This is a genomic window from Sphingomonas sp. Leaf37 (genome assembly GCF_920939475.1).
Classification (GTDB): Bacteria; Pseudomonadota; Alphaproteobacteria; order Sphingomonadales; family Sphingomonadaceae; genus Sphingomonas.
Genome location: NZ_CAKLAX010000002.1, coordinates 885,271 through 900,537, shown reverse-complemented (window position 1 = coordinate 900,537; position 15,267 = coordinate 885,271). Strand labels below are relative to the sequence as shown.

The following is a 15,267-nucleotide window of genomic DNA, read 5'->3' as shown; positions in this document are numbered from 1 at the left end:
GGTGCAGTCCTGGTCGTACTCACCGTCAGCCGAGCGCGATGCGCACGCCAAGGGCTGCGATCAGCGCCAGCGGCATCGCGACGGCGCCGACCCGCAGGAACTGCCTGAAGTCGATATCCTGCCCCTCGCGCCGGATCGCCTGCAGCCACAGGATCGTCGCAAGCGACCCGGTGATCGACAGATTGGGGCCGAGATCGACGCCGATCAGCAGGCCGTCGACCACCAGTTGCGGCGGCTGCGCCTGCGCAACCGCGGTACTGGCGACGAGGCCGGCGGGCAGGTTGTTCATCAGGTTCGATGCGAACGCCAGGATCGTGCCCGAAACCGCCGATGCCTGTACCGGGTCGGCCGACGCGATGCGGATCGCATCGGCGATCCCACCGATCACGCCGGTGATGTTCAGCGCCTCGACCAGAACGAACAGCCCGGCGACGAGCGGCAGGACGCTCCACGAGACGTCGCGCAGCAGCGACACCGGCGACGAGCGGGCGATGGCGCAGACCGTCAGCGCCGTGACGACACCCGCGATCGCGGTGGGCAGCCCGAGCTGGATGTCGCATGCGGACGCCACCAGCAGGACGATAGCGGTGGCGACGATGCCGATGAAGGCGGCCTTGCCCCCTCTGGTCAGCGGTGTCCGTTCGACCTCGCTGATGCAATTCCCCGCCAGCCGTTTGCGCTCGAGCCGGCGCAGCACGAGAAAGGTGACGGCGATCGATGCCAGCGACGGCAGCGCGAACGAGGCGAACCACTGCCCGAGCGGGGGCATCCTGCCGCCGTACAGGACCAGATTGGCGGGGTTGGAGATCGGCAGGACGAAACTCGCCGCGTTGGCGATCAATGCGCAGGCGAACAGCAGGGGCAGGGGGTCTGCCTTCGCCTTCTTCGCCGCCGCATATACGGCCGGTGTCAGCACCACCGCGGTGGCATCGTTCGACAGGAACGTCGTGGTGACGATGCCGGTGACGTAGACCAGTGCGAACAGACGTGCGGTCGATCCCCGCGCGTGGATCGCCGCGCTTGCCGCGATCCAGTCGAACAGGCCTTCGGCACGGGCCACCTCGCTCAACAGCATCATGCCGATGAGGAACAGATAGACGTCCAGCCCCTTGGCGATCGCACCGGCCGCGGCAGACACGGGGATCAGGCCGGACAGCAGCAGCGCCGCCGCACCCGCGACCGCCCAGATCGCTTCCGGCCAGCGGAACGGCCGCGCGATCACGGCGGCGGTCGAGGCGGCGCAGATCGCCCATGTCGCCCCGGTGGCGAGGATCATCGCGGCGTCCCGTCCGGGCGGGGCTGCGCGCGGTGCGGGGGCTCGACGCCGGCAAGCGCCGGCATCGGTGTCGCCGACCGGCTCAAGCGTGTGTGTCCGGCATGGCGACGAGGTACAGGACGAAACCGGCGGCGGCGATGCCGGCAAGCGTCAGGAAGCCGGCGCTGTATCCCGCCCAGACGATGATCGATCCCGCCAGCGTCGCGGACAGCGCCGCACCGAGGCCGAAGACGCTGGACACGACGCCCTGGCTGACGTTGAACCGGCCGGTCCCTCGGGTGAGATCGGCGACGATCACCGGGAACAACGCACCGAAGATCCCGGCGCCGATGCCGTCGAGCGCCTGTACGCCGACCAGCCACCATGGATCGTTCGACACCGTATAGAGCGCGCCGCGTGCGGCGAGGAAGCCGAATGCCACGAGGAAGATCGGCTTGGTGCCCCAACGTTCGGTGTTGCGGCCGACGACGATCGCGACCGGCACCATCACCAGCTGCGCCGCGACGATGCAGGCTGCGGTCAGCGACGTCGCCTTGTCCGTGCCGACGGTGCGGCCGAGCAGCTGGCTGACCGAGGTCAGCATCGCCGCATTCGCCAGATGGAATGTGAAGGCTGCTGCCGCGAAGATCATCAGCGGCCGGTTCTCGATCAACGTCTTCCAGCCGCTCGGTTCCTCGCAGCCTTCGTCCGGTTCGCAGTCGAGGCCGCGGGCGACGGCATTGTCGATGTCGTCGTTGTTCAGCCGCATCGAGACGACGATGCTGGCGACGGTCAGCGCGGCCATTAGCCAGAACACGACCACGGGTCCGAACGACCAGGCGAGCACGCCGGCCAGTCCGGCCGATACCGCGTTACCGGCATGGTTGAACGCCTCGTTCCGGCCGACCCGCTTCGCGAACAGCTTCGGCCCGACCAGTCCCAGCGTGATGGCGGAGATCGCGGGCGCGAAGATGGCGCCGGCCGCCGCGGCGATCGACTGGGTGATCGTCACCATCGTGAAGCCGGAGACGAGCGGCAGCGACAGGCTGCCCAGCGTGACCAGCAAGGCGGCGGCGATGACGATCCGCGGCTTGTTCCCCGCACGATCGATCAGGCCGCCTGCCGGCGTTTGCGACAGCAGGCCGACGATGCCGGCGATGGTCAGGACCAGTCCTACCGTCGCCTCGTTCCAGCCGTGCGACGGACCGCGCACGACCAGCAGATAGATCGCGAGATACGGTCCAAGACCGTCGCGGACATCGGCCAGGAAGAAGTTGAGGGCATCCAGCGTTTTGGCCGGCGTATGTCGTTTGCCGGACGGCCCGGTCGTATCGGGCGTGATCGCCGCTGATGCCATGACGTCTCTCCAGCTTGGGGGCGCGCACGACGTGGCGCGGCGGTGCGATACGGTACGCCGGCGCCGGCAACCTGAACCGGGCCGTTCAGGTCCGGTTTACGATGCGTGTCGCCGGGGTCATCGCCGGGACGTCTATACGTCGAGTGTCATGATCAACTCCGGCGATGGCGGCGCACAACCGCGCGGATCGTGCGTTGGTTCCGAACCGGGCCGACTGTGCCGTCCCGCCGGGCACCGCGCTCAGCGCTGCGTCGGCCCCCCGAACCGGACGTCCAGACCGTAATCGGTCTCGACCCGAACCGAATCCAGCGTTGCGCGCTGCTCCGCATTCCCGACGACGACGGTCGCCGGCGTATCGAGATAGACCGGCGCATCCTTGCGCAACGGCAGGATCGACAGGGTCAACGGCTGGCGCAGAGAGGCGTCGAAGCGGCGCAGGTTCACCTGCCAGGCGCGGCTGTCGTAATAGCGGTCGTCGATCAGCGTGCTGCCGACGAACAACCGGCCGATATCGCCCGTCCAGCGCACGACCAGTCGCCGGTCCTCGGTTGCGGGCGGGGCGGGGGGCACCGCCAGCGACCATGCCGCCGATGCCGCGAAGCTTTCCGGATAGGGTTCGACCGCCGCCTGTGCCGGGCCGCCGATGCGGACGGGCGGCGCGGTGCCCGCATCGCGCAGCGGCGTGACGGTCACCGTGTCCCGCCGGGCACGCGCCGTCGCGCGGTAGCGGACGAACAGGCCATCGGCATCGCCCCGGCTCAAGGGCAGGCTGGCGGTCGTGCCCGCCGCCGCGGGGAGCATCGCGAACGAGAAGGCCGGACTGCCCCGCGACACGAGATGAAGGCCGTCCGCGGTCGGCGCGATCTCGTGACCGGTCATGACCAGCCGTTCGGCACCGGCGATCCCGACCTTGCTCACCTGCCGCGCCTGATCCTGCGTCAGGATCAGGATCCGTTCGCTGCGGCCCTGCCGGTCGACGACCTCGACGATCGCACGCGTTCCGGGCGTAAGCCCCTCGACGATGAAGGTTTCGCCTTCCTGCCGGACACGCGCACCGCCGGCACGCACCCGCGCCGCGGTGATGGCCAGGCTGACCGGAATCCCCGGCACCGCGTGCAGCACGGTGACATGGCCCTGCGGCGTGGCGATGCCGGTCAGCGGCTGCGCCGTCGCCCACGCGACACGCGCCCCCGTCTCGCCCAGCGGCAGGTCGATCGGCCAGATGAAATAGCGCCCCGCCGGAATGTCGATCGGGGTCGCGGGAAATGTCACCCGCCCCCGCGGCAAATCCACCGCGAAGCGGACGCCGCGCTGCACGGCGGCGGGATACTGACGGATGTGACTGTTGTAGAACAGGAACGCCTGGTCCCCCGCGCTGCGCACCGCGAACCGCGGCGTGGCGAGATCGCCGGGCCCGGCCGGCACCACATCGGGCTTGCGCACCGCCATCGGCGCCAGCGCGCCACCCCATTCCTGCAGGAACAGGTGAAACGGCCGGATCGCCGGCAGCACCGGATTGGCCGCGCCATATTGCCCGAACGGCGCCTGAAAGTCGTAATCCACGATCGGCAGGTCGTTGTATCCGCCGATCGCGGTCTGTTCCTGCAACGTGGTGGCGCCGATCGCGTTGCGGCCGCCGTGATACATGTAATAACCGTACAGGTTGACGCCGGAACCGAGCTGCACCGGCAGCATCGCGGCGATGTCGTCCGGCTGCATCACCGGCCGCCGCCGGTACATCGTCGGGATGCCGCCGCCGTATTCGGCCCCCAGGAACGGCGTGTGCGCGAGGTCGCCGTCCGCATCGCCGGTCCGCCCCCCGCGCGTCTGCGCGCCGAGATCGCCGCTCACCCGGCTGCCGAAGCGAAACGCATAGGTCTCCTTCGGCGCCAGCACCTTCGCCGTCTTCGCCCACGGTTCGTCCGGATAGCCGCCGAACACCGGCGCCACCTCGCGACGCGGGTACACCGTCGCATCCCAGCCGGTCACCGTATACAGCGGCACGTCGAAGCCGAGCCGGACCGCCATCGCCTTCAGCGTGGCGATATGCCCGGCGCCCTGCCGGGGCCCGCGCAGATTGTATTCGTTCTCGATCTGGATGCCGATCACCGGGCCGCCATCCTTCCACAGCAGGCCGCCGACCTGCGCCCGCGCCTGTGCCCAGAACCGCTCGACGTGGCGCAGATAGGCCGGGTCGTCGCTCCGCGTCGGCATCGACCGGACCACCCAGTCCGGAATGCCGCCATAGCGCACCTCGGCATGCACCCACGGCCCCAGTCTCAGGAACACCTTCAGCCCGTGCCGCCCCGCCGCCGCGACGAAGGCGCGCAGATCGCGATCGCCGGACCAGTCGAAACGCCCCTCCGTTTCCTCGTGGTAGTTCCACATCAGATAGGTCGCGACGATGTCGACCCCCGATGCCTTGATCTTCGCCAGCTCGGCATCCCATTCGTCCGCCGGCGTGCGGACGTAGTGGAACTCGCCCATCACCGGCAACCACGGCTTGCCGTCCAGCGTCAGATACTGGCTGTTGATGCCGATCGTGGCGCCATCGGGCGCGCGGGCGGTGCCGAGCTTCAGATAACCCGTCTCCGGCGTCGGCACCTTGCCGCGCGCATCGACATGCAACGTATCCGCAGCGGAGGGCTGCGCGACCGCTGCCGACAGCGCCGCGATGATGGTCCAGCGTCGGGTATCCACCATGATGTGCGATCCTGCTCCTGTGCGGCGTAATTACCTGTTATGTCCGACAATAACCAGCAGGACCGAACGCGCAAGTGCCTGATCGCGGACGCGAGCCTACGGGTCCGGCTGTGCGCCGAACGACAGCGCCTCGGCCGACCCGACCTGCTGCTCGCCGCCGAACAGCTGGTCCAGCCTGACCTTGATCTCGTCACGATACGTTTGCAGCGATGTCCGCCGCGGCGCCGCGACCGAGACTTCGTTGGCGATCGCATCCTTGATCCGCTCCAGCGCCGGTTCGTCCAGCACGTTCGCGTTGCGCAGCTCGATGCACAATTGCACCAGCCCGATCGCAGTCGCCTGCGCGCGCAGGCCCACGTTCATCACATCGAAGTGCAGGCGCTTCTGCTTCTCCATCGACAGGGTCATCGATCTCTCCTCTCGCCGATCGCCATCGCCGCGTCATCGCGCAGGGGCGTTCGTTCCAGAGAGGCCAACGATCCGCCAGGCGCTTGGCTTCAGAGCGGCCGATCCGATACTTTTGTATCACTGTCGCGAAGCGGAATCCGCCACCAGGCGCTGGAGGCATTCCTGCTGGTAAGCCGGGTGCCGGTATCCCGATACGTTGCATCAGACCTGTCGCGTTCGGTCCAGCATTGTGCACTACGACGACACTCAGCCGAGAATGCACCGAGTAGCCTGACAAGGGGATTTCCGTCTCAAGCAGTGGATCATGTCAAACCGCACGATACTAGATCGCAAATGACGGATTGTGACGCGATGCCGCGCGCGCCGGTATCGAAGACCGGTCAGTTGCGACATTGACCTAGCGATAGGGCGCAGCGCTCGATAGCGGCTTCATATCGGCGGCGTATCCAAACCGACCGGTTTTGGTCGATCTGAATCCGCTGTCAGAACCGGAGAAGGCTTCAAATGCATATCCCTGTCGCTAGCATTCAGCTTATGGGGCCAAAGCCGCTATAACGGTCTGCCTGAACGATTCCGCGTCCGAAACTAGTCAAACTAGCCGACCGCTGTTTTCGGCCCACAGCGCCCCTTCTAGTCAGTTTCCTTGCTGCCCACCGACCTTCCCCTGATGAATCTAACCCCGGTCAGACAAACCCAGAATCAGATACTCAATCGACGCACCTAATTAACGTCAAGATTAGCTGCTTTATACAGTTCTATCACGCATGACCTGCTCGCCGATGCCACTTCGATCGAGGACGCTATTACAAGCTCCTGATCCTCGGGACTCTTTGCTTCCATGACGACAGATCGAAGCCTGTCTAACTTAACGGTCAATGTAGATACTGACTTTACGTTTCCACCTGCCCTATCAATAATCACGTTTACGTCCATAAGCCGCCACTGTAACTCAGTAATTTTATCGAGCAAAGCGCCTCGTCTTTCAGTTAGCGATTCTTTGCCATAGAATAAGCTTTCATTATACTGTCGAACATCGACAGCCAAATCGACGCTAAGCTTATTTAGTTCTGATACGGTCTGTAGTAGGTGCGCGGACCTGTTTTTTTGAAATTCAAAATCTTGGTTTAAGATCGGGGCCACAATATAAGTGCCGACCGCAGCACTTGCCGCGAGCAGTACAGAGAGCCAAATTGGCATATTGTCGCGGGATATATATCTAAAAAAGGACGACCTAACTGAGGGTCGTGCCACAAATAAAACTATAATTGCTAATAAGACAAAACTACATATCGCGATTGTTGGCTTCATCATTAGCGCACGACTCGTTGAGTAGCTGACAGTTCCGGGGCACGGTTGCCATGAAGCGTCATTCCTAGCTTTGCACGGGCTGGCCGTCCATATTTGACCCGTATTTCCGCGGTCTTACCTGCGCGAAATGAATTTCCGAGTGCGGAAAGATCGATTCCCACATCAAACCTGTGCCCGCTTGTAACCTCTGTCGCTTGTGCGGTGACTTGCTGATGAACCGCTGCGGGGTCGTTGGCTTCACTGCTAAGGGTAGTCGCAATTACCATTGCTACAGCTATGGCAGCGCCCGATCCTATCAATTTAGCAACATATCCGCCCGGTGATCCAAATGCCTGCGCAACCTGAAGCGCAATTTCTGGATCGAAGTATGCATCAGCCGCATCTTCTAGGCTCAAATCGTTAAAGAGATCGACTTCACCTTTTGCAAATGCAGAGTAGTATGCAATTGCATACTTAACTATAAACGATGCTTCCGCTGTGGCAGTAGGATCGTTAGAGTTGTACTGTGGTCCGAATATATCTAATTTCGATATATTTCCCCATACATAGGCATGGTATAGGAACCTAAATATACTTTCGTAGTAAGTTTCATCAATTCGCGTGATTGCTTTCCTGTTCTGAAGTCGTCTAGCTACTTGAACAGGAAAATCTCTCCGACTAAGGCTATGCGAAAGCCAATTAACGGAGCGGTATGGAACAGCATTCTCTCCCTGTTCCGGAAGGTGAAGGACTTCGTTATCGTTCCACCGAGTTTTTACCTCCCCGATCAAAAGCGGATCATAATGGTTACTCGGCGTCATTATAACAACGTCGCCGACCTTCATGTCCACGAACATGGTTCGCAGGTTGCTCAAATCTGCTATAAAAGACTGATTGAGTCGACCATCGACCTCCGGTACGTTTTCGCTATAACTTGTCGTTGCGAGAGGACGTGGATTACTGGTCGGATCGCGTAAATACCGTTTCGTGGCATCAGCACGATTTAAAGCGCGGGTCATTGTTCCTTCCGTTGAAAATGTGTCGGGATCAGTAGCTAGGCCGGGCAAGTCCAAGAAAATTGCGGACTCTGCCTGACTTATTCGCATGTATTTACGGTCGCGACCGGCATAATAAAGATAGACACCAACATCTGGTTCGATAAACCGGAAGAGCGGTAAGTCCACTTTTGTCTTTCCTTAATTAGGGTAGTAGCCGCACCATAATCAGAACTATTGCAGTGGCAATGGCATTCTGGTCCATTTCACCGACGCGACAGGGCTGGAGACGTTCACACGCCGCAAGGCATAGCGACTTCGCGGTTCAACGAGTTCGAAGATGCAATCGGCGTACACGATGCCTCGTGTAGAAAACAGTAGACGGTCGCTCTAACGCAGCGTCGTCCTTGGCAGTCGGATTCCCACTCGTGTTTACGTGCAGATCGAGTGCAAGGGTTAGCTCGTCTCTAGACCAGACCGGATTGCGTGGGGGCTTATCCATCAACGAATAATAGCCCGCTACCGGTAGACACGCGACCGCTTCGGGCCGGCGTCGGGTAACGTTTCCACCTCGAAAGGGTATGAGATAATACTGTGAGATTTTGCTGTCAGTCACCACGCCAAGTTATCGAAAACTACAGCGTGGTGACCCCTACGGGAATCGAACCCGTGCTTCAGCCGTGAAAGGGCCGCGTCCTAACCGCTAGACGAAGGGGCCAGCGGGGGTGCTGCTAGAAGAGGGTCGGCGATCGGTCAAGGGGCGTTCGCATCAATTTGCCCATGCGGCGTCCTCCAGATGCAATTCGGCGGCGGGGCGGCTGCCCCAATCGTCGATCTTCGCGCGTCCCGCGAGCCACAGCTTGCGGTGCGGCGCGGCGCCCAGCAGCGCCTGGCCGAGCGCGCTATCGGCGGCGCGAAAGGCGACGGCCTTGAAGCTGCGGCCATCGTCGCCCGCCACGATCGCGCGGACGTGGCCGTTGCCGACGATGTCCGACTTGATGATCCGCGCGGGGCCGACCGCGATGCGCGGTGCCGGCCAGCCCATGCCATAGGGGCCGCCGACATCGAGCGATTCGACCAGCGCGGGAGTGATCCCGCCGGGCGCCAGCACCGCATCGACCAGCAGGGCGCGATCCCCCATCGCGCGATCGATGCCGGCCGCGAGCCGTTCCTCCAGAAAGGCGGCGAAGGCCTGCACCTGATCGGCGGCGATCGTCAGGCCCGCGGCCATCGCATGGCCGCCGCCGGCGATCAGCAGGCCGTGTTCCTTCGCGGCGAGCACCGCCGCGCCCAGGTCGACGCCGGCGATCGACCGGCCCGATCCCTTGCCGATGCCATGCGCGTCGATCGCGATGACGATCGCGGGGCGGCCCAGTTTCTCCTTCAGCCGCCCGGCGACGATGCCGATGACGCCGGGATGCCATCCGTCGCCCGCCACCACCACGACGCGGCGGTCGTTCGGGGCGCTGGCTTCGGCCGCCTGTTGCACATCGCCCTCGATCATGCGGCGATCCTCGTTCAGGCGGTCGAGCTCCTCGGCGATCGTGCGCGCCTCGTCGGGATCGCGGGTGGTGAGCAGGCGGACGCCCAGATCGGCGCGGCCGACCCGCCCGCCGGCGTTGATGCGCGGGCCGAGCGCGAAGCCGAGGTCGCTGCATGTCGGTGCGCGCGTCAGGCGGGATGCGGTGATCAGCGCGGCGAGGCCGGGGTTGCGACGCTGCGCCATCACCTTCAGCCCCTGCGCGACAAAAGCGCGGTTGAGGCCGCGCAATTGCGCGACGTCGGCGACGGTGCCGAGCGCGACGATATCGAGGTGATCGATCAGCCGGGGCTCGGGCCGCCCGGCGAAGAAACCGCGGGCACGCAGCGTGCGGATCAGCGCGGCGGCGAGCAGGAAGCAGACGCCGACCGCGGCGAGGTGGCCGTGCGCCGCGCCCTCGTCCTCGTCCAGCCGGTTGGGATTCACCAGCGCGTGCGCGATCGGCAGGGTGGCGGCGCATTTGTGATGGTCGACGACGACTACGTCGACGGGATGCGCGCTCGCCGCCGCCAGCGCGTCGAACGCCTGTGCGCCGCAATCGACGGTGACGATCAGCGATGCGCCCTCGCTCGCCAGCCGGACCAGCGCCTCGCCCGACGGGCCATAGCCCTCCAGCAGGCGATCGGGGATGTAGGCGCGCGCCTCGATCCCCAGATCGCGCAGGATCAGGATCAGCAGCGCCGCCGATGTGGCGCCGTCGACGTCGTAATCGCCGAAGACGGCGACGCGCTCGCCGGATTGTACCGCGTCCGCCAGCCTTGCCGCGGCGCGATCCATGTCGCGGAAGATCGAGGGGTCCGGCATGAACGCGCGGATCGAGGGCAGGCGGTGCTGGTCCAGCGCCTCGCGCGGGGCGCCGCGGGCGAGCAGCAGCTGGGTGACGAGGTCGTCCGCGCCGAAGCCGTCGCGCGCATCGGCGGCAAGCGCGCGCCATCGCCATGGCTGGCCGAGGATCGAATGGGATACGCCGAGAACGGGGGGCATGCGGTCAGTTCGTCCGATAAGGTCTCGATGCCCCCTTAGGATGGCCGGGCGAGCGGGGTAAGGGCCGGACGGCGGGTCGGTGTGTCGGTGGGTCGGCGTGTCGGCGTCTTAGCGTTTCAGCCACGCATTCTCACGAAACCATTTGGTGACGATGTACTTCGTGCCCTCAACCACCGCCGTGCCTTCGTGCAGCGTCTGGACGTTGGGAGTGCCGTCCGGGTTCATGTTGTTCCACGCCAGCAACAGGCCCCGCCGCGGCGCGACCTTGAACCCCGCTTGCGGAAACCACGTCGCGCCGCCCTCCGCGACATCGTTCAGGTAGATCATCGTCGTCCACGTGCGCTGGCCGCCGGAAGCCTGCATCTGCTGCCAATAGCTCTCCGTCTCGTGAAAATAGTCATGATGCGCCCGAAACCGCTGCCCAGGGGCGTAGCGCTGGCCTTGTAGCGTTTCGCCGTGTTCCGGCGGCAGGCCGAGCAGTGCGGCGATTGCCTCGTCGGTCGGCTGCACTTCCGGCGCGTAGCGGTTCATGTCGCAACTGTCGCTGGTGCGGAAGTCGGGATCGTTGCGATCGGAGAGCAGCGACGAAGGGCGCCGGTTCGCATCGATCGTCGCGATGAGCGTGTCGCATTGTGCGAAATTCAGAAAATCGAGCTGGTAATAAATCTGGATGCCCGAAACCTCGGCGCGGACCATGTCGGGATTGGCGTCGAGCCGGCGGCCGACATCCAAGCCCATCTGCTGGCGACGGAGGGAGGGAGCGGGCGCCTTCTTGCGAGCGAACATGACGGGGAGATGCCAATCCGCGTCGTTAAAGACAAGACATTATACCGCGTGGTTACGAGACGAGGCCCGACGTTTCCGTCGAGCCTCTTCCGTCTGAAATCAGTCAAAGATGCCGTAGACGCTGTCGACGACCTGGCCACTGCGAATGTCGACCAGCAGCGCATCGTCGTAATAGCGTATCCAGCGAAAGGGGCCGTACGCCTCCGGCAGACGATAGTCGTAGGGATCGTCGATCCAGTAATTCTGGCTGAACAGGATCGACGACAGCGACACCCCGACGGAGAAACGGCGATAGCCGTAACCCCAGCCCGAAGGCGCGTAATAGCGCGGCAGGCGATAGGCGCTGCGGTTCGCCTGCCGATACCGGTTCCAGTCGTAGCGGGTGTCGTTACGCCAGCTACGGTTCCAGTTACTCCCGCGGTTGTCGAGCCGACCGGCGTTGCCACGCCAATCGCTGCGGGGCTGCCCAAAAGCCTGGCGCTGATCGTAGCCCTTCCGGGTCCGGTCGCTCCACTGCCGCGCGCCGTCACGATCGCTCCACTGTCGCGAGCCATCGCGATCCCGGTCGCCCAATCCGCGGGAGTCGTCGCGACGATCTAAGCGGCGCTGGTCCTGCCGGTCGGGGCGGCCCTGATCCGCTCGGCCCTGATCGAAGCGGCGACGGTCGTAGCGGTCCTGTTCCGCACGGGGCTGGACGATCTGCGGCGTATCGGCACCTCGGCGTTCGCGCCAGCGATTGCCGCCATCCGCGTTTCGGGCCTGACCGGTCCATCCCTCCCGGCGGCCGTCGCCGCCGCCACCGGACATGTCCGGACGCGGCCGGTTCTGGTCGCGCTCGCTGCGCTGCCCACCGAAGTCGCGGGCCTGCGGGCGTTCGGTTCGAACCTGGCCCTGCACGCCAACCTCGGCCGACCGGTCGGGGCGGGCGGCGCGCTCGCCCGATTCGCCGCGGCGGCCCTGACCGCGCTCGCGGCCGTCCTGCTCCTGCGCCTGCGCGGCGATCGGCATCAGCATCGATGCCGCCAGCAGGGCCTTGATCACGCTCTTCATGACGCCTTCGTCCTCAATCCGCCGGCGCACGAGCCGGCTCCGATGATGGGACCTCCTTGCAGCTCTGGCGGTGTGCCGAAGCTGAATTGGTTCGTCAGCGTTCCGAAAGCTTGTCGCGCGGCGGCGGCACAAGTGCGGGTACGAGTCGCGCGGCGTCGTCCGGATCGATGCCGGGCCGAACGCCAGCTGGAATCGTCTCTTCCCCGCGTGCCGCCCGACCTGCCCGCTGGATCGCTTCGACCATCCGCGGATAGATACCGCAGCGGCAGATGTTGCGGATCGCTGAGCGGATATCGGCCTCGGACGGGTCGGGATTGCGCTTCAGCAGGACGGCCGCCGCCATGACGATGCCGGGGATACAGAACCCGCATTGCGGCACGTTCGCTGCGATGAATGCGAGTTGCAGCGGATGGTTGCGTTCGCGCGACAGCCCCTCGATCGTGGTGACGTAACTACCCTCGACGCTGCCGATCGGTGTCTGGCACGACAGGCGGGCATGGCCGTCGATCTCCACGATGCAGGCGCCGCAATGGCCGGTGCCGCAACCATATTTGGTGCCTGTCAGGTTGGATGCGTCGCGTAATGCCCACAGCAGTGGCGTTGCGGGATCCAGCCGGTATTCGACGGGCTGGTTGTTGACCGTAAGGCGCGACATGATGCCTCTTAGGCGAAACGCGCCGTTTCGATCCAGACGATTGCGACGACGCTGCGATGATCCGACGTTGGCGGTCATGACGCTTCCTACGCTATTCGTGCCGCATGGCGGTGGCCCCTGTTTCTTCATGGACCCCGCCGGCGGGCCGCCCGATCGGATGTGGCGGCCGATGCAGGCCTATCTTGCCGGTCTGATCGCAGGTCTGCCCGAACGACCGCGAGCGATCCTGATGATCTCGGGCCATTGGGAGGCGGCGGACCTGACCGTGCACGTCGGCGAGCGTCCCGACCTGCTGTTTGATTATCATGGCTTTCCCGAGCACACTTACCGGTTGCATTGGAATGCCCCTGGTGCGCCGGACGTCGCGCGCCGTGCAGCGCGGCTGCTGCAGGATGCCGGGCATCGCGTCGGCGAAGAGGCCGCGCGAGGCTGGGATCACGGCATCTTCATCCCGATGATGGTCGCAAATCCGGCAGCGGATGTTCCGTTGGTGCAGATGTCGCTGCGCGCCGACCTTGACCCCACCGCGCATATCGCCGTCGGTGCGGCACTGGCACCGCTCCGCGACGAGGGCGTGCTGATCGTCGGATCCGGCATGAGCTTCCACAACTTGCGTGCTCGGGGACCGCAAGTGACGCCGGTCGCCGCGGAATGGGACGCGGCACTGATAGCGGCCGTGACCGATGCGGACCCCGCGCGGCGCAGGACGCGCGTGGCGGCATGGGACCAGCTGCCCCACGCCCGTTTCGCGCATCCGGAGGCGGAGCATCTGCTGCCGCTGATGGTGGCGCTCGGGGCAGGCGGGGACGCGCTGGCAATTTGCGACTATCGGGACGTCGTGATGGGCTGGGCCGTATCCGGTTTCCGTTTCGGCTGAACCGCTTGCCAGCGTGGCCCGCGCCCGCCTATGCGGCGGGCAAACGATCCTGAGAGGCTGCCGACATGGCAATGCACGTCGATACCAATAACAGCGCCGCGTCCGGCGACGCATCGCACGGCTATGATGCGCCCGATCTGCGTATCTTCGTCATAGCGCTGTTCTTCATCTTCGGCGGCATCACCAGCCTCAACGACATCATCATCCCGAAGCTGAAGGAGCTGTTCACGCTCGACCATGCGACATCGATGCTGGTCCAGTCAGCCTTTTTCCTCGCCTATGCGCTGTTCTCGCTGCCGGCCGCCGCGATCGTGCGCCGCGCCGGGTACATGCGGACCGCGTCGATCGGCCTCGTCACGATGATGGTCGGCTGCCTGTTGTTCATTCCGGCGGCGCAGAGTGCGCGGTTCGAAATGTTCCTGGTCGCGCTGTTCGTGCTGGGCGCGGGCATCACCATCGTGCAGGTGGTAGCCAATCCGCTGATCTCGCTGCTTGGCAAGCCGGAGACCGCGTCCAGCCGGCTGACCTTCGCGCAGGCGTTCAATTCGCTCGGCACGACGATCTTCCCGCGCGTCGGGTCGACGCTGATCCTTGGCGGGCTTGCCAGTGTTAGTGCGGCCTCCCTGAGCGGCGCCGCGCTGGTCGCCTATCGGCAGGAAGCATCGCAGGTCATCGTCCACACCTATCTCGGCCTCGCCGTCGCGCTGGGGGTGATCGCCGCAGTGGTCTGGACCCGCCGCAACCGCCTGAAGGAAGAACAGGATCGCAGCGGCAATATCTTCCACGCATTCTCTCTGCTGAAGCGCCCCCGGTTCGCGATGGGGGCGGCCTGCATCTTCCTGTACGTCGGTGCCGAGGTGGCGATCGGCTCCGTCATCGTGCTGTACCTGATGCAGTCTTCCGTATTCGGGATCAGCGATCAGGCAGCGGGCAACTACGTCGCCTATTACTGGGGCGGCGCGCTGATCGGACGCTTCGTCGGATCGTACGTGCTGACCCGTATCGCACCGGGCAAGGTGCTGGCGGCAGTGGCAACGGGCGCAATCGCGCTGATCCTGATATCCGCCAACTCGACCGGCGCGCTGTCCGGATACGCCCTGTTGGCGATCGGCCTGATGAACGCGGTCATGTTCCCGACGATCTTCACGCTGGCGAGCGAAGGCCTCGGCAAGCGCGCCGCGGAGGGTTCGGGTGTGATTGCCACCGCGATCGTCGGTGGTGCGATCGTGCCGCCGCTGACCGGCATGATCGCCGACAAGACAGGATCGATGCAGTTTTCGCTGCTGGTACCGGCGATCTGCTATGCGATCATTCTTGCCTATGGTCTGTATGCGCGCCGTTCGGCGGTGGAGGTCGAGCGCGCGGCCTGA

The 15,267-nt window shown here is 64.7% G+C and carries 11 protein-coding genes and 1 tRNA gene; 2 read left to right on the top strand and 10 right to left on the bottom strand.

Translation table 11 applies throughout. The features are described 5' to 3' along the window. Positions 1 to 25 precede the first annotated feature (25 nt). From LRA87_RS09665 to LRA87_RS09620, 10 genes are all read right to left on the bottom strand, one after another. A complete protein-coding gene (locus tag LRA87_RS09665; RefSeq protein ID WP_230631142.1) occupies positions 26 to 1,276 on the bottom strand; it encodes an arsenic transporter in 1,251 nt (416 codons plus the stop codon). 82 nt (positions 1,277 to 1,358) lie between these two features. After that, the gene (locus LRA87_RS09660) at positions 1,359 to 2,612 is read right to left on the bottom strand and encodes an MFS transporter (protein ID WP_230631141.1); all 1,254 of its coding nucleotides are present in this window, start codon (positions 2,610 to 2,612) and stop codon (positions 1,359 to 1,361) included. Positions 2,613 to 2,852: 240 nt separating this feature from the next. Beyond that, positions 2,853 to 5,315: a beta-galactosidase gene (locus LRA87_RS09655; RefSeq protein WP_230631140.1), complete on the bottom strand. Its 2,463-nt coding sequence runs from the start codon at positions 5,313 to 5,315 to the stop codon at positions 2,853 to 2,855. Positions 5,316 to 5,411: 96 nt separating this feature from the next. Continuing rightward, positions 5,412 to 5,723, bottom strand: coding sequence for a hypothetical protein (locus tag LRA87_RS09650; protein WP_230631139.1), 312 nt, complete (start codon positions 5,721 to 5,723; stop codon positions 5,412 to 5,414). Between the two features lie 1,310 nt (positions 5,724 to 7,033). Beyond that, positions 7,034 to 8,194, bottom strand: coding sequence for a hypothetical protein (locus LRA87_RS09645; RefSeq protein ID WP_230631138.1), 1,161 nt, complete (start codon positions 8,192 to 8,194; stop codon positions 7,034 to 7,036). Positions 8,195 to 8,648: 454 nt separating this feature from the next. Next, positions 8,649 to 8,723, bottom strand: a tRNA-Glu gene (locus LRA87_RS09640). A gap of 51 nt (positions 8,724 to 8,774) precedes the next feature. Then, positions 8,775 to 10,529: a single-stranded-DNA-specific exonuclease RecJ gene (gene recJ / locus LRA87_RS09635; RefSeq protein WP_230631137.1), complete on the bottom strand. Its 1,755-nt coding sequence runs from the start codon at positions 10,527 to 10,529 to the stop codon at positions 8,775 to 8,777. A 108-nt stretch (positions 10,530 to 10,637) separates the two neighbouring features. Further along, positions 10,638 to 11,315, bottom strand: a complete 678-nt coding sequence (locus LRA87_RS09630) for a 2OG-Fe(II) oxygenase (protein WP_230631136.1) — start codon at positions 11,313 to 11,315, stop codon at positions 10,638 to 10,640. 99 nt (positions 11,316 to 11,414) lie between these two features. Continuing rightward, on the bottom strand, positions 11,415 to 12,365 hold the full coding sequence (locus tag LRA87_RS09625) for an RcnB family protein (RefSeq protein ID WP_230631135.1): 951 nt from the start codon (positions 12,363 to 12,365) through the stop codon (positions 11,415 to 11,417). 94 nt (positions 12,366 to 12,459) lie between these two features. Then, the gene (locus LRA87_RS09620; RefSeq protein WP_230631134.1) at positions 12,460 to 13,020 is read right to left on the bottom strand and encodes a (2Fe-2S)-binding protein; all 561 of its coding nucleotides are present in this window, start codon (positions 13,018 to 13,020) and stop codon (positions 12,460 to 12,462) included. 76 nt (positions 13,021 to 13,096) lie between these two features. On the opposite strand from LRA87_RS09620, the gene LRA87_RS09615 reads away from it, so the two are divergent. Together LRA87_RS09615 and LRA87_RS09610 are read left to right on the top strand one after the other, a co-directional pair. Then, positions 13,097 to 13,897, top strand: a complete 801-nt coding sequence (locus LRA87_RS09615) for a DODA-type extradiol aromatic ring-opening family dioxygenase (RefSeq protein ID WP_230631133.1) — start codon at positions 13,097 to 13,099, stop codon at positions 13,895 to 13,897. A gap of 65 nt (positions 13,898 to 13,962) precedes the next feature. After that, complete coding sequence (locus LRA87_RS09610; protein ID WP_230631132.1) at positions 13,963 to 15,267, top strand: sugar MFS transporter; 1,305 nt, start codon at positions 13,963 to 13,965, stop codon at positions 15,265 to 15,267.

Bases quoted from the DNA above. Each gene is read 5' to 3' on its own strand.
- LRA87_RS09610 (WP_230631132.1), top strand. From the start codon at position 13,963: ATGGCAATGCACGTCGATACCAATAACAGCGCCGCGTCCGGCGACGCA.
- LRA87_RS09665 (WP_230631142.1), bottom strand. From the start codon at position 1,276: ATGATCCTCGCCACCGGGGCGACATGGGCGATCTGCGCCGCCTCGACC.
- LRA87_RS09655 (WP_230631140.1), bottom strand. From the start codon at position 5,315: ATGGTGGATACCCGACGCTGGACCATCATCGCGGCGCTGTCGGCAGCG.
- LRA87_RS09620 (WP_230631134.1), bottom strand. From the start codon at position 13,020: ATGTCGCGCCTTACGGTCAACAACCAGCCCGTCGAATACCGGCTGGAT.
- LRA87_RS09625 (WP_230631135.1), bottom strand. From the start codon at position 12,365: ATGAAGAGCGTGATCAAGGCCCTGCTGGCGGCATCGATGCTGATGCCG.
- LRA87_RS09630 (WP_230631136.1), bottom strand. From the start codon at position 11,315: ATGTTCGCTCGCAAGAAGGCGCCCGCTCCCTCCCTCCGTCGCCAGCAG.
- recJ (WP_230631137.1), bottom strand. From the start codon at position 10,529: ATGCCCCCCGTTCTCGGCGTATCCCATTCGATCCTCGGCCAGCCATGG.
- LRA87_RS09660 (WP_230631141.1), bottom strand. From the start codon at position 2,612: ATGGCATCAGCGGCGATCACGCCCGATACGACCGGGCCGTCCGGCAAA.
- LRA87_RS09650 (WP_230631139.1), bottom strand. From the start codon at position 5,723: ATGACCCTGTCGATGGAGAAGCAGAAGCGCCTGCACTTCGATGTGATG.
- LRA87_RS09615 (WP_230631133.1), top strand. From the start codon at position 13,097: ATGACGCTTCCTACGCTATTCGTGCCGCATGGCGGTGGCCCCTGTTTC.